Annotated in this window: 16 protein-coding genes and 1 tRNA gene; all 17 read left to right on the top strand. The window is 59.7% G+C overall.

What is annotated here, in order from left to right:
* The first annotated feature begins 83 nt into the window (after window positions 1-83).
* The 17 genes from cdaA (at window position 84) to P8L30_07955 (ending at window position 18,050) form a co-directional block, all read left to right on the top strand.
* Complete coding sequence (gene cdaA / locus P8L30_08035) at window positions 84-887, top strand: diadenylate cyclase CdaA (protein ID MDG2240138.1); 804 nt, start codon at window positions 84-86, stop codon at window positions 885-887.
* A gap of 161 nt (window positions 888-1,048) precedes the next feature.
* Window positions 1,049-1,699 carry a MotA/TolQ/ExbB proton channel family protein gene (locus P8L30_08030; protein MDG2240137.1) on the top strand — a complete coding sequence of 217 codons (651 nt, stop codon included), beginning with the start codon at window positions 1,049-1,051 and terminating at the stop codon, window positions 1,697-1,699.
* Between the two features lie 55 nt (window positions 1,700-1,754).
* A complete protein-coding gene (locus P8L30_08025) occupies window positions 1,755-2,183 on the top strand; it encodes a biopolymer transporter ExbD (protein ID MDG2240136.1) in 429 nt (142 codons plus the stop codon).
* Window positions 2,184-2,185: 2 nt separating this feature from the next.
* On the top strand, window positions 2,186-2,635 hold the full coding sequence (locus tag P8L30_08020) for a biopolymer transporter ExbD (GenBank protein MDG2240135.1): 450 nt from the start codon (window positions 2,186-2,188) through the stop codon (window positions 2,633-2,635).
* Window positions 2,632-3,309 carry a TonB family protein gene (locus P8L30_08015; GenBank protein ID MDG2240134.1) on the top strand — a complete coding sequence of 226 codons (678 nt, stop codon included), beginning with the start codon at window positions 2,632-2,634 and terminating at the stop codon, window positions 3,307-3,309. The genes P8L30_08020 and P8L30_08015 overlap by 4 nt, the downstream gene beginning before the upstream one ends.
* Window positions 3,310-3,421: 112 nt before the next feature.
* Window positions 3,422-4,120: a YggS family pyridoxal phosphate-dependent enzyme gene (locus P8L30_08010; protein ID MDG2240133.1), complete on the top strand. Its 699-nt coding sequence runs from the start codon at window positions 3,422-3,424 to the stop codon at window positions 4,118-4,120.
* A gap of 28 nt (window positions 4,121-4,148) precedes the next feature.
* On the top strand, window positions 4,149-5,171 hold the full coding sequence (locus P8L30_08005; protein ID MDG2240132.1) for a DivIVA domain-containing protein: 1,023 nt from the start codon (window positions 4,149-4,151) through the stop codon (window positions 5,169-5,171).
* Window positions 5,158-6,033: a purine-nucleoside phosphorylase gene (locus tag P8L30_08000; GenBank protein ID MDG2240131.1), complete on the top strand. Its 876-nt coding sequence runs from the start codon at window positions 5,158-5,160 to the stop codon at window positions 6,031-6,033. The genes P8L30_08005 and P8L30_08000 overlap by 14 nt, the downstream gene beginning before the upstream one ends.
* On the top strand, window positions 6,030-9,176 hold the full coding sequence (gene ileS / locus P8L30_07995) for an isoleucine--tRNA ligase (GenBank protein ID MDG2240130.1): 3,147 nt from the start codon (window positions 6,030-6,032) through the stop codon (window positions 9,174-9,176). Before P8L30_08000 ends, ileS begins: the two co-directional genes overlap by 4 nt.
* Window position 9,177: 1 nt before the next feature.
* Window positions 9,178-10,137: an RluA family pseudouridine synthase gene (locus P8L30_07990; protein MDG2240129.1), complete on the top strand. Its 960-nt coding sequence runs from the start codon at window positions 9,178-9,180 to the stop codon at window positions 10,135-10,137.
* Window positions 10,138-10,222: 85 nt separating this feature from the next.
* A complete protein-coding gene (locus tag P8L30_07985) occupies window positions 10,223-12,049 on the top strand; it encodes a DnaA/Hda family protein (protein MDG2240128.1) in 1,827 nt (608 codons plus the stop codon).
* A complete protein-coding gene (locus P8L30_07980) occupies window positions 12,049-13,668 on the top strand; it encodes a DUF4388 domain-containing protein (protein ID MDG2240127.1) in 1,620 nt (539 codons plus the stop codon). The genes P8L30_07985 and P8L30_07980 overlap by 1 nt, the downstream gene beginning before the upstream one ends.
* Entirely contained in the window at window positions 13,668-14,672 is a 1,005-nt protein-coding gene (locus tag P8L30_07975; GenBank protein ID MDG2240126.1) for a hypothetical protein, read from the top strand. Before P8L30_07980 ends, P8L30_07975 begins: the two co-directional genes overlap by 1 nt.
* Window positions 14,669-15,988: a sigma-54 dependent transcriptional regulator gene (locus P8L30_07970; GenBank protein MDG2240125.1), complete on the top strand. Its 1,320-nt coding sequence runs from the start codon at window positions 14,669-14,671 to the stop codon at window positions 15,986-15,988. The genes P8L30_07975 and P8L30_07970 overlap by 4 nt, the downstream gene beginning before the upstream one ends.
* A gap of 92 nt (window positions 15,989-16,080) precedes the next feature.
* Window positions 16,081-16,281, top strand: coding sequence for a hypothetical protein (locus P8L30_07965; protein ID MDG2240124.1), 201 nt, complete (start codon window positions 16,081-16,083; stop codon window positions 16,279-16,281).
* A gap of 369 nt (window positions 16,282-16,650) precedes the next feature.
* Entirely contained in the window at window positions 16,651-17,220 is a 570-nt protein-coding gene (locus tag P8L30_07960; GenBank protein ID MDG2240123.1) for a lipocalin-like domain-containing protein, read from the top strand.
* Window positions 17,221-17,975: 755 nt separating this feature from the next.
* Window positions 17,976-18,050, top strand: a tRNA-Val gene (locus tag P8L30_07955).
* Window positions 18,051-18,064: the final 14 nt, after the last annotated feature.

The raw sequence follows: 18,064 nt of genomic DNA, 5'->3' as shown, positions 1-18,064 counted from the left end.
GTGCGGCCCGCGCCTTTCCTCAGGCATTGGTTGACGCGATATCTTTTGACGACACCTGAGCCCACTTAGAAGGAGCCGACACGTTGAGCCGGATCTGGGAACAGTTCCAGTTCTTCAGACCAGGATGGATGGACCTGGTCGAGATCGTCATCGTGGCGTTTCTGCTGTATCGCATTTTGCTCGTGATTCAGCGGACGCGGGCGATGCAGATCACGTTGGGTGTGGTCCTTCTCGCGTTCTCGTACGGCGCGGCCCGGCTTTTCGACCTCATTCTGATCCGAACGTTGCTCGAGGCCGTCTTCCAGTACGGAGCCATCGCTACCCTGGTGGTTTTTCAGCCTGAGCTTCGATCGGCTCTGGCGAGGCTGGGACGGAGTCGTATGATCCGCGTCTTCCAGCGCCTTGAAGGTGGAAAAGTGGCCGAGGAGGTCGTCGAGGCCGCGATCCGCCTTTCGCGTGCTCGCCACGGCGCCATTATCGCGATCGAGCAGGAGATAGGGCTGGACGAGTATGCGGAGACCGGGAGCGCGGTGGAGGCTCGGGTCTCCGCGGAGATGCTCACCACAATTTTCACGCCTTATTCGCCATTGCATGACGGTGCGGTGTTGATTTCGGGAGACCAGATCCGGACGGCTGGTGCCATTCTGCCACTGACCCAGTCTTCCGTCGCGGACCGATCGTTAGGTACTCGGCACCGAGCCGCTTTGGGGTTGAGCGAGGAAACTGACGCGGTGGTTATCGTCGTGAGTGAAGAGACTGCTCAGATTTCAGTGGGCATGGGCGGGCGGCTAGAGAGAGACGTAGATGTAGGTCGTCTGCGCGAGATCTTGGTGGGGTCGCTTCCGCAGCACCAGCCCCCGTTGGCTCCTGCTTCAGTTCCCAACTGAAAGGGGCGACAAACCTTGCCGTAATCAGGTATCGAGGGGTGCGTTGACACCTTGGCCGGAGCGCTTCTAGATTGCGCGGATCTTAGTCCTAGAGGGACGCCCCTAACTGGGGCGGAAACCAAATTCAGGAGTATGCCTCAGTGGGCACCCAGTACAGACTGTTGACGCTCTTCGCGGACGGCGGGTGGATGATGTATCCCCTCGTCCTTTGTTCTCTGATCGCGGTCGGCGTGATCCTCGCGAAGATGTGGACCCTTTGGGTTGCCCACGCTGGGACGGCTCGGGTGCTACGCGAGGTCCAAGAAGCTGCTGAGAGTGGCGACTTGGATGCAGCGTACGACATCGCTCGGGACACGCCCGGACCGGCCGCTGCGATCGTGCTTGCCGGGCTGCGCCGTGTGCGGAACGGAAGACTCACCAAGGGTGAGTTGGAGACGGCGGTCGCGACGACGGGCGCAATCGAGCTCAGCTTCCTCGAGCGTGGCCTGGTCATTTTGGCCACGATCGCGAATGTCGCTCCACTAATGGGCTTCCTTGGTACCGTTGCCGGGATGATTCTGGCGTTTGCTGCGATCGAAGAGGCGGGTACTGTAGAGCCCAGCCTCGTTGCTGGTGGTATCAAAGTCGCTTTGCTTACGACGGCTGCTGGCCTGATCGTCGCAGTGCCGATCAACATTACGTACAACTTCTTCGTAACCCGTATCGACAGGTTGATCGTGGATATGGAACAGGGTGCGCAGAAGATCATCAACCTCGCATGGGATCTCGAGCGGGACGGTAAGATCGAGGTCATAGCAGCGAAGAAGTTGTAGGAACCTTTCGAGCGTAACCCCGGTACCTCTGAAATAACCCAGAGAGAGCAGAGATATGGCGGTTTTAGGTAAAAAAAAGAAAAGGGTCAGTGACGGCGTTACGACGGCCGGAACGGCAGATATCGCATTTCTACTCCTGATCTTCTTCCTGGTGACAACGACCTTTCCGAAGGACAAGGGTCTTTCCATCGTGCTTCCGGAGCCCGGTGAAGAGGCGCAGGTCAGCCAGAAGAATATTCTGCACCTCATCATCCAGCCGACGGGTATCGTCGATGTGAAGCGGGGTGAGAGCCAGCAGGTCCAGCAGATGCGTCCTTCCGAGATTGACGGGTTGTGGCGGCAGGAAGTCACCGCGAACCCGAATTTGATCGCGGCCGTGAAGACCCATCCTGACGCGTCTTACAAGTACATGATCGACGTGCTGGATGCGCTCCATAGCGCGAACGCTGAACGAATCTCGCTTCAGGTCTTGGAGAACAGCTAGCCATGTCAATCAAGGGTGGTGGTTTTCAGAAGAGCTCGAAGGCGTCCGAAGAAATCCCGGCGTCGTCGCTAGCCGATATCGCGTTCCTTCTCCTGATCTTCTTCATGGTCACGACGGTGTTCCAGTCGGACAGACAGCGGCCCATTGAGTGGCCCGCCGCTGAGGCAGCCGCGAAGATCGATGAGAAGCAAAAGAACATCCTGAACATCTGGATGGAGCGGGATGGGGTGGTCTACATCAACGATCAGGTCCACACCATGGAGGAGGTCACGACGGTTGTGGCGCCGCTTTACGCGGCCTCACAGCGTGCTCTCGTGATTTCAGTCCGTGGTGACAGAGAAGTGCCGTACCGGTTCATGAACCAGGTGCAGGACGCCTTGGTAGCTGCAGGCGTAGTCCGTGTCGTTTTCGCTACGGACCTTGAGCAGAGCATGCAAAGGGAGAGACGATGACCGCTGAAGCCCTACCGTCAACCGACAGTGGCGAGAGCGCCAATGATCGGCTGAAGCGCTCGTTCGATTCGTGGTTCTGGGGTTCGATGATCGTCGCGACAGTGCTGCACTTCGGGACGTTCGCCTTCTGGCCGGAATTCACGGCTGTGGACGTTTCGATCGATTCGACGGAGTTGGAGACCATCGAGCTTCCGCCGGAAATTGAGATTCCACCGCCGCCGCAGCAGATTTCTCGTCCGGCTACGCCTGTAATGGCGGCTGCCGATATCGACGAAGACATCACGATTGCGCCGACGACCTTCGAGGATAACCCTATCGAAGACCTGCCGCCGCCGCCTGAAGAGGTTGGGACCGACATCTCGGCAGCGCCTACGTTCACTCCGTTCACGGTGGCTCCGTCCATTCAGAACAGGAACGACGTAGTGCGTGCGATGGAGCGAGAGTATCCGCCGCTTCTTCGTGACGCCGGAATCGGCGGCACGGTGCGCGTGTACTTCTTCATTGATGAAGAAGGGCGTGTTGGGGACCGTCGGATCGACCAAAGTTCTGGTCATCAGGCACTCGACGACGCAGCCATGTCCGTTGCCGAGACCTACCAGTTTTCGCCAGCGCTGAACCGTGACAAGAAGGTGCCGGTCTGGGTGTCGTTCCCGATTACCTTCCAGGTCCGCTAGAACGGAGCCTGAGAGGAACCATTAAGGGACCCCGCCGGCGCTCCGGCGGGGTCCCTTTCGTATGTTTAGGACTTATTGAATCGAGACCACGATCGTTACGAACGATGCGACGATGACGACAGGCTACAGTGAGCGGTTAGTGGAGACGCTGCCGCGCGTGCGAGAGCGCATAGCGCGTGCGGAGCTAGATGCTGATCGTGAGGCTGGCGTTGTCCGTCTGATCGCGGTCACGAAGTCACATCCTTTCGCGGCTGTTCGAGCCGCGTTGGACGCTGGCTTACGGGACCTTGGTGAAAACCGAGTAGAAGAGCTCGACACGAAGGTGGCCGAGTTCGGGAGGGATGGGGTGACGTGGCATATGATTGGCCATATACAGGGTCGTAAGACTGCGAAGGCGGCGGAGCTTTCGGACCTGATCCACTCCATTGATTCGGCGAAGCTGGCTGAAAGTGTAGCGCGCCGAGCTTCTGAAATGGACGTGGAATGTCGCGTGTTGCTCCAGGTGAATACGTCCGGGGAGGCGTCGAAGAGTGGGTTGTCAGTAGAATCGGCGGTGGAGGACGTTGTCCGGCTCGCAGATTCGCCGGGGCTCCGGGTGGACGGACTCATGACGATGGCCCCGTTTGTTGATGATGAACGAGTATTAGGGAATGCGTTTCGCAGGTTGCGCGAGATTCGCGAAGTGGCGGCGGGGCACTCCGATAACGTGGGCCCGGAGTTATCGATGGGTATGACGAACGACTTACACATCGCCATTCGGGAAGGAAGTACGATGGTTCGAATCGGTACGGCACTGTTCGGTCCTAGGTAGCCGTCAAAGGCTTCAACAGGAGTTCGACATGATCGACCTGACACCGCTCGACGTTCGTAACAAGCGTGGCGATTTCAAGAGGATCCTCAGGGGATACGACCCCCAAGAGGTCGATGTCTTCTTGGAGATCGCCGCCGAACGTCTGGAGCAGATCGTGCGAGAGAATATCGGGTTGCGAGAGAAGTCTTCGGTGCTCGAACAGCAGGTCACGTCGCAAACGGGCCGTGAACAAGCCGTGCAGGAAGCGTTGGTTACCGCTCAGGAGCTGCGGGCGGACATCCATGACCAGGCGAAGCGGGAGTCCGACCACCTTCTCCACGAGGCCGAGACCGAATCGCGACGCCGGATGGCCGAAGCTGAGGCGAAGGTGCGGAAGATGCTCCGCGATGCCGAGCGCAAACTTCAGGTCGGACAGGACGGACTCGAAGAAATGGAGCGGCGCAGGACTCGCTTTCTCAAGGGGTTCAGGCAGCTCTTGGAGCGGGAAATGGACGTCGTCGAGGTCGAAGAGGAGGGAGCTTCTTTAGAGGATCGACCCATTGATCTCGACTTGGGGAGCGGGAGGTTCAGCCGGCCGGCACTCTCGCTGGATGGGGAAGGGACCCAGACAGCCGCGTCTGACGGGTCGCAGGACGGGGATGCGGAACCCGACGGACGTCGGGCAGATCACGATTCGGCAGACGTCGACGAAGGGACGGAAGACCCATCGCTCGACGCGCCCGTCGATGAAGTGGCCGAAACTTTGTCCAGTGACGAACCCGTCGAGTCCGGCGAAGAGGACGAGGTTCGCGTGGGAGCGTCCGTGGACGATGCGGAGGTGGGCCACGCGGCGGCTGAGTCGAACGATGAGGACGCTCCCGCGAGCTATCCGGCCTTGGTGGAAGACGCCGCGGAGGAGGACCCCGCGGTGAGCCGTGTTTCGTCTTTGTTCGACGCGAGCCCGTCGCTCCCCGACGTGCCGACGCTTGATGAGGTCCTCTCGGAGAGCGACTCGAACGACGAGACTCTGGCTTCCCCCTTCGACTCGGACGAGTCGGATGGGGACCGCTGAAGCTCGACTCCAGGCGCCTGTGTCCACTGCCGTGACTGCGCGTTCTGACCTCAGGCGCCGTGTTGATGCGGCGATCGGTGTGATCCGTAGCCACACGGACTTTGCCCCGCGTGTGGGCATTATCCTTGGCACTGGACTCGGAGCGCTCGCGGATCAGATCGAGGTGGTCGCATCCGTGAATTATTCCGTGATCCCTGGTTTTCCTGTCCCGACCGTTGAGACCCATTCCGGCAGGCTTGTGTTCGGCCTTTTAGGAGGCACGCCTGTTGTAGCAATGCAGGGTCGATTCCACGTCTACGAGGGCTATTCGTTGCAGGAGGTCACGTTTCCCGTTCGGGTTCTGAAGGCACTCGGAGCGGAGACGTTGGTGGTGTCGAACGCGTGCGGCGGAATGAATCCCGATTGGGCGGCGGGTGACCTGGTACTACTGGATGACCACATCAACCTGCTTGGTGGAAACCCTCTGTCTGGCCCCAATGCCGATGACTTTGGCCCCCGATTTCCCGACATGTCAGAGCCGTACGACCGTGGGCTGCAGAGACTGGCGAAGGACTTTGCCGCGGAGTTGGATATCACGCTCCGCTGTGGTGTTTATGTGGCATGGACCGGGCCCGCCCTTGAAACACGTGCCGAGTATACGATGCTTCGCCGCCTAGGGGCGGACGTTGTGGGTATGTCTACGGTTCCGGAGGTGATCGTCGCTCGACACATGGCGATGCCTGTGTTGGGCATCGGCATCATTACCGACGAGTGTTTTCCGGACACGTTGGAAGCTGTAGACCTATCCAAGATCATCGCAACGGCGATGCAATCCGAGCCTGATTTGACCCGGCTTATTGCCGGGGTCGTGAAAGAGTTATGAGCTATCCTGAACTTCCGAAGACCCGACTCGATATCGAGACCGAGATGCTTGATCAGTGGCGTGAGGAGGATTTGTTCAAACAAACCCTCGACGCCAACTCGGACGGCGAACAATTCGTCTTTTATGAGGGCCCCCCCACGGCGAACGGACGTCCCGGTCTGCACCACATCATCAGTCGGACGATCAAGGACATGATGTGTCGCCACCGCGCGATGCAGGGGTTCGCGATCACCAGAATCGCCGGGTGGGATACGCACGGGCTTCCGGTAGAAATCGAGGCTGAGAAGAAGCTGGACATCAGCGGAAAGCCGGAGATCGAGGCCTTGGGCGTTGCCGAGTTCAACAAGGTCTGTAAAGACTCCGTCTTCACGTACAAGGAAGAATGGGAGCAGCTGAGCGAGCGCATCGCTTACTGGCTGGAGTACTGGCGCCCCTACGTGACGTTCCACACCGACTACGTGGAGTCCGTGTGGTGGATTCTTAAGACCTTCGCGGAAAAGGATCTGCTGTACCGAGGCCACAAAAGTGTGCCGTATTGCCCACGGTGTGGGACGACGCTGTCGTCACATGAGGTAGCACAGGGCTATAAAGACGTGGAGGACCCATCGCTGACCTTTGTCGCGTTGGTCGTCGATGACAACGGGGTGCCCGACCCAGACGGAAGGGCGTTTCTGGCTTGGACGACCACCCCGTGGACCGTCCCATCCAACGCGGGGTTGGCCGTACATCCGGACTTGACCTACGTCGAGGTTGCCCAGGATGGCCGTCGCTACATCGTGGCGCAGGATCGTGCCGAGGCTCTCTTCGGGGAAGACCACGAGGTGGTTGCCACTGTGAGCGGAGCCGACCTGGTTGGTATGCGGTACGCCCGTCCGCTCGACTTAGTGGCGATGCCAGAAGATCCACAGAATGGCTGGACGGTGGTGGCCGAAGACTTCGTCAGTTCCGGGGACGGTACCGGCATCGTGCACATGGCACCCGCGTTTGGTGCTGACGATTACGCAGCAGGACTCCGGCACGACCTGCCGATGCTGAACCCGATCGACGACGCAGGATGTTTTACGGCGGACGTGGGGTTGGTGGGTGGTCAGTTCGTGAAGGATGCTGATGCTGCTTTGGTCGAAGAGCTCAGAACCCGAGGCGGACTCTTCGATATCGGACGTCTGACGCACAGCTATCCTCACTGTTGGCGGTGCAGTTCACCGCTGCTTTACGTGGCTCGAGATTCTTGGTTTGCTAGGACGTCCAGCCTCAAAGACCAGCTCCTGGCCAACAATGATCAGGTGTCTTGGTATCCACCTGAGGTTGGTGAGAATCGGTTCGGTGAGTGGCTACGTGGGAACGTGGACTGGGCGCTATCTCGTGATCGGTATTGGGGCACTCCGCTCCCTGTCTGGGTATGCGAAAACGACCGTGATCACGTGCACTGGATCGGCTCTCGTGCCGATCTGGCCGCCGCCGCAGGCGAACTCGGCGACGACTTCGATCCACATAAGCCGTACATCGATGAGATCACCTGGGGTTGTTCCGAGTGTGACGGCACCATGCGCCGCACCCCGGAGGTTATCGACGCCTGGTTCGACTCCGGTGCGATGCCATTCGCGCAGTGGCACTACCCGTTCGAGAACGAAGACGAATTCGAACGTCATTTCCCCGCGGACTTCATTTGTGAGGGTCTTGATCAGACGCGTGGCTGGTTTTATTCGCTCATGGCGATCTCCACGCTTCTCGGCAAAGGGCCTGCGTTCAAGAATGTGATTGTGAACGACATGATCTTGGATGCGGAAGGACAGAAGATGTCCAAGTCCAAGGGCAATATCGTGAATCCTTGGGACGCCATCGAAGAGCATGGGTCAGACGCGCTCCGGTGGTACCTCATCACGTCGTCGAACCCGTGGGTGCCCAAGCGTTATGACTCGGATGGTGTGAAAGAGGCAGCGAGAAAGTTCTTCGACACGCTCCTCAACACGTACAAGTTCTTCGCGCTCTATGCGTCCGTGGAGTCATGGGCACCATCCGACGCCGATCCGGAGCCCGAGGACCGACCGTTCTTGGATCGATGGCTCTTGTCACGTCTCGACTCTGTTGTGTCCCTGGTGGGGTCTGAATTGGATGCATATCAGCCCACGAGGGCCTATCGTGCGTTGGGTGACTTCGTAGTCGAGGATCTGTCGAATTGGTATGTGCGGCGTAGCCGGCCGCGCTTCTGGGGGAACAGTGACGAAGCGGACATGCGTGCTGCGTTCCGCACGCTGTGGGAGGCGTTGAAGCAGGTATCGCTACTGGCGGCGCCGTTGGTACCGTTCTCGGCGGACTGGGTCCATCGCGCGTTGTCGGGGGAAAGCGCTCATTTGCAGAGTTACCCGTTGCCGTCGGGCGCATCGGATGCTGAGATGGAGGCTGACATGGCTGCTGCGCGCACTGTGGTGTCGCTCGGGCGTGCAGCACGCGAGGACGTAAAGATCCGTGTTCGCCAGCCCCTTCGGCGGATCCAGGTCGTGTTGCCACATGAACGGACGTTGACCGGCGAATTGCTCGACATCGTCCGCGAAGAACTGAACGTGAAGGAAGTTGGCTTCCTATCCACGGCAGAAGGTCTGGTCACTCTCGTGGCCCGCCCGAACTTCCGCGGATTGGGCCCACGCTTCGGGAAGAGCACCAACGATGCCGCTGAGGCGATTCGTGGGCTGTCTCAGGAGGACCTTGGGGCCTACCGGGACGGGAAAAGCGTAACGTTCGAATTGGCCGGCGAGACGCATCCTCTGGAGGAAGGTGACATTGAGATCATTCAGCAAGCCTCTGGAGAACTCGTCGTAAAGGGTGAAGGGGCGAGTACCGTCGCCCTAGATCCGGAATTGGACGACGAGCTGAGGGCCGAAGGTATGGCTCGTGAATTGATCAACCGCATTCAGCGCCTGCGGAAGGACTCGGGGCTCGAGATCACCGACCGTGTGGCGCTTGTGCTCGCCGGCCCAGAGAGTGTTCAGGCGGCCGCCAACGCTCACGTCGATTTCATTGCGGGCGAGACCTTAGCGACGAGTGTGATCGTGAAGGGTGATTTGGAGGACGACACCTTCACCCACGTCAACGAGGTCGATATCGACGGCACGCCCGCCACGATCGGACTCTCAGTGGATGAGTAACGTGGATGCCTCCAATTATGAATTGGTCGTCGCGCCGGGCGAAGAGAACCGTCTAGACAGTTTCTTGGCGGACCGCCTCGATTGTTCACGAACACAGGCGCAAAAATTTCTAGCGAAAGGTCTCGTGACCGTAGACGGGCGGGCCGGCAAGAAATCCGAGCCGGTGACGGAGGGCATGGTGATCCATGCCACAGTTCCGGCACCCGAGTCGGTCGATATTGAGGCTGAAGATCTTCCGCTTGAGATCGTGTACCAAGACGACGCGATTGTCGTGGTGAACAAGGCGGCCGGCATGGTGGTTCACCCGGCACCGGGGCATCGCTCGGGGACCATGGTGAACGCCTTGATGTATCACGTACGCGATCTTTCAGGTGTTGGGGGGCGGCTCCGACCAGGCATCGTTCACCGCCTGGACCGTGGAACATCCGGACTGCTCGTAGTGGCGAAAAACGATGTGGCGCACCATACGCTTTCGGACGCGCTCAAGCTCCGGAAGGTGAAGCGCTTGTACCAAGCCGCGGCTTGGGGGCACCTGTCGGAGCCTCTATTGACCATCGAGGCGCCCATTGGACGCGACGCCAGGGACCGAAAACGGATGGCGGTGTCGGAGGACGGGCGTCCGGCGTTGACCCGGGCCAAAGTCACGGAACGATGGGAACGAGCCGATTTTCTCTCCGTGGCTCTCAAAACGGGGCGAACGCACCAGATCCGTGTACACCTGACTCATATTGGACACCCGGTTGTGGGTGATCCTGTGTATGGGCTGGGTTGGGAGCGGGGCATGGGTGGCCCGACCCAGTCCTGGGCTGTGAAGCTCTCAAAGAAAGTGGGTCGTCAGTTCCTTCACGCCGCAGAACTCGCCTTCGACCACCCTGTCACGGGTCAACCCATGCACTTTGAAGCGCCGCTGCCGGACGACTTGGCGGCGGCAGCGGCTTGGGCCCGTGGAGAAGCCGAATAGCGTTGTAGTAAGGCTCTTTTGTTGGTAGGCTGTCTCCCCGATACTTACGGCCCCCTTCATACGAAGGCCTATCGCAACGGTGGCTATGACCGACCTCGATCCGAAACTGACATTCGACGCGTTTGTAGTCGGGCCAGCCAGCAGGCTCGCCTCGGCCGCCGCGCGTCGTGCTGCCGATTCGCCTGGGACGAGCTACAACCCGTTGTTCATATACTCCGCCTCAGGATTGGGGAAGTCACACATTCTGGCCGCCATTGCCCATCAGGCGCCAAAGGCCGGAAACGAGGGCAGCGTCGAGTACATGGCGCTGGAGAAGTACTTGGAAGAACTCGCGTCAGCGCTCGAAGCAGGCGACCGCGACGGATTCCGGGATCGCTTCTCCCATTTAGAAATTCTGCTTCTCGATGACGTGCAGTTCTTGACGGGTCAGCCCGAGGCGCAGGAGATGCTTCTGCGCACCCTGGATGAACTCTCCACGGCCGGAAGCCAAATTGTCCTAGCAAGTGATCGCCCTCCTGCAGACATCAACGGTTTGGACGCGCGCCTCCTCTCCCGGTTCTCCGGGGGGCTGATCGTGGATATCGGGGCTCCTGAGTACGAGACCCGCGTGGCGATCATCCGGAAGAAAGCTGAAGAACGAGACCAGTCGCTTCAGTCTGGGGTGGCTGAGTCGTTGGCGCGCTCGCCCTTCAAGAATGTCCGCGAGTTGGGAGGCGCCCTCAACAAGGTGTTCGCCACTCAGGAGTTGGAAGAGCGACAGGTCACCGCCGAAGAAGTCTCGCAGATGTTGGGCGATAAAGGTGGCTCGGCGCCTGCAGTCGAGTCCCTAGGCAGTGAATTCGGCTCGTTCTTCGAGGATCTTGTGGAGACCGTTGCGGTGACGGTTAAAGAGAAGGAAGTGCCGTGGCGAAAGGCGATGCGAGAGGCGATCGACGGAGCCGAGCGTGAGGGCTTCGTGGTCAAGCGTCTTCATGGGTATCAGGACGGCGAAGAGCCGGATGGATGGGAAACGATCGTAGAGGCGTACAAGGCCGATGTTCAGCGTCTGCGAGAAATCGACGAGGAACTCGACCGACTGGGGAACCCCTGGCCTGAGGCTGCTGAGGGAGTCTTGAAGGACCCTGACCGGATTGAAAAAGCCGAAGCGCTGCTTACATCGGTCAGAGAGCGGCAGCGCCCCTTTCCGAAGCTTGGTGCGGGCATGCTCTTGGGCGACTTGGACGACTTCCCGGCGATGGCCGTGAAGGCCGCACAACAGCTGGTCGCCCAGGAGAAACCCCAGTACAACCCGATTTATGTATGGTCTGGAAAAGCGGAGCTCGGACGGACCCTCCTGGGCGCTTCGGGTCGCACGCATCAGGAAGCTCATCCAGAGGCCAAGATGGCGGTCACATCTGTGGCGGAGTTCGCCGAGGATTTCATTCGAGCCCTCGGTGAGGGGGTCGCCGGCGCCTGGCGAGAGCGCTGGTGGACGGTTGATCTGCTCCTGGTTCACGGGGTCGAGGCTCTTTCGGAGACGGAGCGGGCCCAGGACGAGTTTTTCCATCTCTTCGAAGCGCTCAAGCGACGAGGCGCTCGCATTATGCTGGCAGGTGATCGAGCCCCTAGTGGTATTGGCGGTATCGACGACCGGCTCCGCTCGCGGTTCGAGGGCGGTCTGGTGTTGGAGGTCGATGCGGGAGACGGGAAGGGAGATCTCGCTCTTGTGGAGGAACAAGCCCCGGACGTGACGGGCTCGTTCGTTCCACAGATGGAAGAGACGGCCGCCCTGGCATCAGCGCCTGAACGTCCCGTGGCCCAACTCGTCGCGACGTCCGCACCTGCGAAGGGTGGGGCGTGGTTCCCCTCCGCGGAGAACGTCGTCCTGATGTGGCCCAAGATCGATGACCTATTGATCGAGGAACTCGACTAATGGCCATCGAAGGCGCGCTCCAAGACGTTAGCCTGGCCGATATTTGCCAGCTACTCGGGATGGGTATGAAGACGGGGTGTCTTAGCCTGACGGACCGCTCCAACTTTGGATACATCTATTTCGGAAAGGGACGGGTGATTCACGCTTCGGTGTTGAATCGTCCGGATCGACTGGGAGAACTCCTGGTCCGAAACCACGTGATTACGCGGAAGCACCTCTCGGCGGCCATGGAGCAGCAGGCGCTCGAGAAGGGGAAGCGCTTGGGCGAGATCTTGGTGGAGCAGGAGAGCATCACCGAAGAGAAGCTGCAGCACTACATCCAAACGCAGATCGAAGAGGCGGTGTACAACCTCTTCACTTGGAACCAGGGCTCCTTCCACTTCGACACCGGCCAGGCGCCAGACGAAGACGGGGTCTTTCTCGTCAGCATCCCGCCGGAAGCACTTCTTATGGAAGGTGCTCGGCGTGTGGACGAGTGGAGTTTGGTCGAGAAGAAGATCCCCTCGTTCGAGGTCGTCTTCCAATTCGATCGACATCCGGACGATTCCGAGGAAGAGGTCGAGCTGACCAAAGATCAGAAGAAGATCCTCCCGTTCATTGATGGTGTCCGCACCGTCGACGAGATCATGAACGAGGCGGGACTGGTTGAGTTCGAGACCGGGAAGGCTTTTTACGGGCTCATCCAGGCCGGCTTCGTCAGTCGTGCCGGAGAACGGAGCACAGAAGCAGAGGCGGGGGGCGATGAATCGCTCCAGCAACACCTGAACGTCGGGGTCGCGTTCTATCGTTCAGGTATGATGGAGGACGCCACTCGGGAGTTCGAACAGGCACTTGAGATCGACCCTAAACAGGCTCGAGCGAACTTCATGCTTGGGTTGATGGCCTTCCGTGCTGGACGTCTCGACGAAGCGCTTCAGCACTTCGGATCCATGCCGGAGTCGCACCGTGAGGGGTATGCGGTACAGCGGAATCGGGCTCTCACGCTCGAGCTTCTGGGAAGGTATCCCGAAGCACTCGAAGCTCTCGATACGGCGAGCCTGTCAAAGCCCGATGACGCTGAACTGCATTTGGCCCGGGGGATTCTCTTCCTGAAGGCACGGGATGCCGCTCGGTCGCTCGACTCGCTGCGCCAGTACCGGACCTCTCCGACCATCAAGAAGCCGTCCGCGGCCTATTACGCATACACGATCCTAGCTTCTGCTGTGGCAGGGGACACCGACTATGCGGTTGCGGTGGGCAGAGAGGGAATGGGCCTCTACCCCGAGTCGGGTCCCGTCTTGGTCAACACGGGCGCCGTGCTCGAGCGGCGCGGTGAAGTAGAAGCCGCAGAGGCGCTCTACAAGCGAGCGGTCGCCGTTGCTCCAGTTCCGCCTCAAGCCCACAAGAATCTGGGTGACCAAGCTTACGCCCATGGAGATCACGAGGGCGCCCGTGTTCAGTACGAAAAGGCGGTGAAACTCTCGCCCCGTTTGGGTGATGACATCTACCTGCGGTTGGGCACGATGGCATACAAGTCCAACGACCGTGACGTGGCACTGCTTCTTTGGCGGCGAGCCTTGGGCCTGAACCCACACAACGATGCGGTTCGCTCCAACTTGGATATGATCTCCGGAGAGTGATGCCGCGCTGGTGTGTTCTGACCCTCTCGGCACTGGCGGCTGCGCTGGCCACTGGGCCGGCCTCCGCCCAGGAGATCTTTCCCGAACGCCTCGACGGCGAGGTGTACTCCGAGCGGGTCGGTGAGCGCGCCTCGGTCTTTTTCTCGAGGCAGGATTCCTTGGTCGCGATTGCGGTCCTGTCCTTCCTCGATGAACAGATACCGCTCCCCGGGCTTCCGGATTCCGTCCCTGGAGGGGTGCGTGCCTATTTGGCGCACACACCCGCGGCGTTCGATGAGTTGACCGGGGGGACCGTGCCCGAGTGGCGAGCCGGGGTGGCGATTCCTTCACTCGGTGTAGTGGTGGTGCCCACCGGTGAGGGCATGAGCATCTTGGATGTTGACGGCCGACGCACGCTCAGACACGAATGGGCTCACCTGGGCCTGAGCGACGCGATCGGCGGGATGCGCTCCCCGCGCTGGTTTACGGAAGGGTATGCTCAGTGGGCGTCAGTGGGGTTTGACGCGAGTGAGGCATGGAAACTGAGGGTGTTGATGGCAATGGGGCGGACACCCCCGATGGACTCACTCACCTTGAGATGGCCGACGAATCGTGCTCAGGCGGAGATCGCATACTTGCTGTCGGCGAGTGCGGTCACCTACTTGCTCGAAGGCAGCGGTGAACGAGGCCTTGAGATTTTTGTGGAACGATGGCGGACCGACCGTTCGTTCGAGTCCGCATTCCGGAAGACGTTCGGGGTTACAACAGCCCGCTTTGAAGAGGATTGGTCCAAACACGTGAAGAGCCGCTACGGCTGGCTCTTTGTCTTGAGTCACTCGGCAGTGTTTTGGGGCTTGATGGCATTGGTCTTGCTTTTCATAGTGAGCATTCGGCGAGGCCGCGGTAGAGAGCACATGGCGCGCCTTAGAGCGGGTGAGCCACCGGATCGCCCCGCGTACTGGATGGGTGTGGAAGACGAAGGTGGACCCGAAGACCCCCCGCACGGGGTATATGAGAAACCATGAGCCAACGGATATTGGTCGTCGACGACGACACGGATGCCCTCGAGGTCTACAAGACGAGGCTGACGCATGCGGGTTTCGAGGTGGAGACCGCCGAGAGCGCGGAAAAAGCCCTCGGGCGTCTCAAGGCGTTTGACCCGACCCTGATCATCACGGATGTGCGCATGTCCGGCATGACTGGGCTCGAACTGTTGGACAAGGTCCGGACAGCCACAGAAGGTGTCGATGTGGTCGTGATGACCGGACACGACGACATGGAGACGGCAGTATCTGCGATGAAGTCGGGCGCGTTCGACTTCCTGGTGAAGCCGGTAGACCCTAAGGCGCTGCAAGGCATCGCCGAGCGGTGCTTCCGCGAGCAGGACCTCGCCGCGGACACTCCCGAGATGGACGATCCGGACGGGGAAGGCGCGCTTCCGCAGGGCAAGCTCGTCGGGCGCGATCCGAGCATGATCGAGATCTACAAGACGATCGGGGTCTTGGCGCGGAATCGGGCGACCGTTTTGGTGAGGGGAGAGACCGGCACAGGAAAGGAAGTCATCGCGCGAGCGGTGCATGAACACTCAGCGCATTCGACTGAACCGTTTATTGCCGTGAACTGTACTGCGCTCACAGACACTCTTCTCGAGTCGGAGCTCTTCGGGCACGTGAAGGGTGCTTTCACCGGGGCTGTCGGGTCACGGAAGGGGTACTTCGAACTCGCGAGCAAGGGGACCATCTTCTTGGACGAAATCGGGGACACGAGTCCCGATTTCCAAACCAAGCTCCTCCGGGTGCTTCAGGAGCGACAGTTCTATCCGGTAGGGGGGGAAGAGCCTCGCACCACTCAAGCCCGAGTCATCGCGGCGACGCACCAGCCGATGGAAGATCTCATTCGTGAGGGTACCTTCCGCGAGGATCTGTACTTCCGCTTGAAGGTCGTGGAGATCTCGGTCCCGCCGCTTCGGGAGAGACCCGCTGACATCGAGGTCATGGCCAATGCCCTGCTTGGACGGATTCGCGAGGAGACGCATCGCGATGTTCGCCGGATCTCGGACGACGCAGTGGCCATGCTGACCGAATACGAATGGCCGGGTAATGTACGCGAGCTCGAAAACGCTCTCATGCGCGCGGCGATCGTTGCTCGTGGGACCGTGATTGGCCCGGATCACTTCGTGCTCGGTGACTCGCGTCCGGTGGGAGACAGCGAAGACCTCTCGATGGCCACGGCCATGGCGCAGCATTCGCGCCGTGTGCTTGAACGAACCGACGGTGATCGGAAGGCTGCTGCGAAGCTCTTAGGGATCACTCAGAAGGAACTGGATTCGCACAGTAAGTAGTTCGACTCACCGGGCGGCAACCGTTGCGACGGCCCGCTGACATCTAACGGTCGTGCTGTACCGAGTCCAAGATTCCGATTAACATTCGCGCCATGTCAAAGAAGAACGAGAAAGCCAACCGCGGGCAGCAGGCTGCACTGAAGTTCACCAAGGTCAATGCGATCCTTGGAGCGGCCGGTGTCGCTTGCCTTGCGCTTGGATACGGCTTGCTCGCGCAGGGATCGATTACTGCCGCGCCGTTGCTCCTCGTGTTGGCATATGTTGTCCTGATTCCGATGGCGATTATCAAGTAGCTCGCCGGTGGATGCGTGGATGGACAGACGCCTCGGCATATCCCGTGGACCTGATGGCGAGCTCGTGCAAACCGACGAGCCGCCTAAAGGTCTGAAAGACCCGCGTCCCAGGTAGAGGGCTCAGGCTCTCTCTGCTGTTGCGCCTGATCCTGCCGCACAGTGACACAATCGGAAAGAAGCTCCGGCGTGACTCCCATGGATCATCGTGAGGGGTTGGTGTTGTTGTTGGGGCTGCCGTTTCCTATTCCACCGCCACTGACGCTGAACCTATAAACAGTGTTCTGCTCGGGTACTTGTTAATCTCTGGAGTTAGCAAGATCTCCGGCCGAAGGCTATGCTCTACCGATACTATTAGCCCAAGGACAACAAATGAGAACTATCAAACTACCACTGCTCGTTGGGGGCCTGTTGAGCGTGGCGGCGTGTGCCCAGCCTGCCGCAGAAATGACCACTGATGAGAACCAGGGTCTATATGGAGGATGGATCGTCTCAGAATGGGTCATGCCAGAGGCGGAAGTAGTCGCTATGCCTGCGGAACAGGGCTTATTCTTGTTCACGGAGTCTGGTCACTACAGCATGATGTGGGTTCCGTCCACAGACCGCTCCCATTTACCAACGTCTAACAGCGAACCAACAGACGCACAGTTAGCGGAAGCATACATGAGCTTTGTTGCTAACTCGGGCCGCTACACGGTGACAAATGGTGTGATCACCTATGAGGCTTCTCTAGCCAGAGATGCAGCGTACATGTCACGTTTCGAGCCGTTGGGTGGCGAAGGAAATGCTCGTAGTATGAGTTATACCCTGAACGAAGATGGTACGCTTACTATAGAATTTATGTCTGGAGATGAGTACAGCTCTGGTGTGATGGCAACACTTAGAAGACCTGTAGATCTTGATCCTTACTACATGGATGAGTCGGAAGGGGAACACAATTGAGTGCTGCGTGACGTGCCCCCCACTTCGGTACCACGCCTTATGTTAGACGTTGGGCCATCGGAGGACCTTGGAGTACTGGCATCCGAAGGAACCAAATTGATGGCTTAATCGCCTCCGGGGCCGCGGGGTGGACCGGCCCCAGGCGCTGGTGGTCGGACGGTATTGTACAGCCGCCGCCCCCCCGTGGCACCCAGCCACACCGCGCTATCCACTGTTCTGCGCGTCCTGAGGTGCGGGTCTGAGAGGTGCGGGGCAGAATCATGGCATGAAGAGAACCCTGCTGTTCGCGCTCGCTCTAGCAGCCACTCCCTGTTGGGAGTGCTGCATCGGTTTCCTGTGAGGGCCCTTCAGCAGAGTCACCAGTGGAGGATGTGCGTCCCTGCGCCGAACAGGGCAACGCCAGTGCTCAGGCTGGCCTCGGGCTCATGTACGCCAGCGGTATGGGCGTGCCCGAGGATCTTGTTCTCGCGCACATGTGGCTCAACCTCGCGGCTGCGCGGGGAAAGAGATCGTGAATGAGACCGCGAGAGAACTGGAGGATCTCACCGAGGCTCGGATGACCCGTGACCAAATCGCGGAGGCCCAGCGCTTATCGCGGGAGTGGATCGAAGCGCATCGTTAGAGCCCGAGTGGAGCGAACGTGGCACTCGCGTTAGAATTGCCCTTCGTTCACCGTATAACGTGAGTGAAGTTCCAGACTGAGGCTGAGGTGACTTATTGGTGACTCGGCTTCCTGCGGGATCTGGAAACTGTTAGGGCGCTTAGCTCAGCTTGGTTAGAGCACCTGCTTTACACGCAGGGGGTCGGGGGTTCGAGTCCCTCAGCGCCCACTTGGGCTTTGATG

The sequence above is a fragment of the Longimicrobiales bacterium genome (genome assembly GCA_029245345.1).
GTDB lineage: Bacteria > Gemmatimonadota > Gemmatimonadetes > Longimicrobiales > Gaopeijiaceae > CALFPJ01.
Note: the sequence above shows the minus strand (reverse complement) of the source record. Positions and strands in the feature narration are given on the sequence as shown.

Coding starts and splice junctions, on each gene's coding strand:
- P8L30_07975 (MDG2240126.1), top strand. CDS start 13,668: ATGCCGCGCTGGTGTGTTCTGACCCTCTCGGCACTGGCGGCTGCGCTG.
- P8L30_08000 (MDG2240131.1), top strand. CDS start 5,158: ATGGGGACCGCTGAAGCTCGACTCCAGGCGCCTGTGTCCACTGCCGTG.
- P8L30_08015 (MDG2240134.1), top strand. CDS start 2,632: ATGACCGCTGAAGCCCTACCGTCAACCGACAGTGGCGAGAGCGCCAAT.
- P8L30_07980 (MDG2240127.1), top strand. CDS start 12,049: ATGGCCATCGAAGGCGCGCTCCAAGACGTTAGCCTGGCCGATATTTGC.
- P8L30_07960 (MDG2240123.1), top strand. CDS start 16,651: ATGAGAACTATCAAACTACCACTGCTCGTTGGGGGCCTGTTGAGCGTG.
- P8L30_08020 (MDG2240135.1), top strand. CDS start 2,186: ATGTCAATCAAGGGTGGTGGTTTTCAGAAGAGCTCGAAGGCGTCCGAA.
- P8L30_07970 (MDG2240125.1), top strand. CDS start 14,669: ATGAGCCAACGGATATTGGTCGTCGACGACGACACGGATGCCCTCGAG.
- ileS (MDG2240130.1), top strand. CDS start 6,030: ATGAGCTATCCTGAACTTCCGAAGACCCGACTCGATATCGAGACCGAG.
- P8L30_07985 (MDG2240128.1), top strand. CDS start 10,223: ATGACCGACCTCGATCCGAAACTGACATTCGACGCGTTTGTAGTCGGG.
- P8L30_07965 (MDG2240124.1), top strand. CDS start 16,081: ATGTCAAAGAAGAACGAGAAAGCCAACCGCGGGCAGCAGGCTGCACTG.
- P8L30_08010 (MDG2240133.1), top strand. CDS start 3,422: ATGACGACAGGCTACAGTGAGCGGTTAGTGGAGACGCTGCCGCGCGTG.
- P8L30_08025 (MDG2240136.1), top strand. CDS start 1,755: ATGGCGGTTTTAGGTAAAAAAAAGAAAAGGGTCAGTGACGGCGTTACG.
- P8L30_08005 (MDG2240132.1), top strand. CDS start 4,149: ATGATCGACCTGACACCGCTCGACGTTCGTAACAAGCGTGGCGATTTC.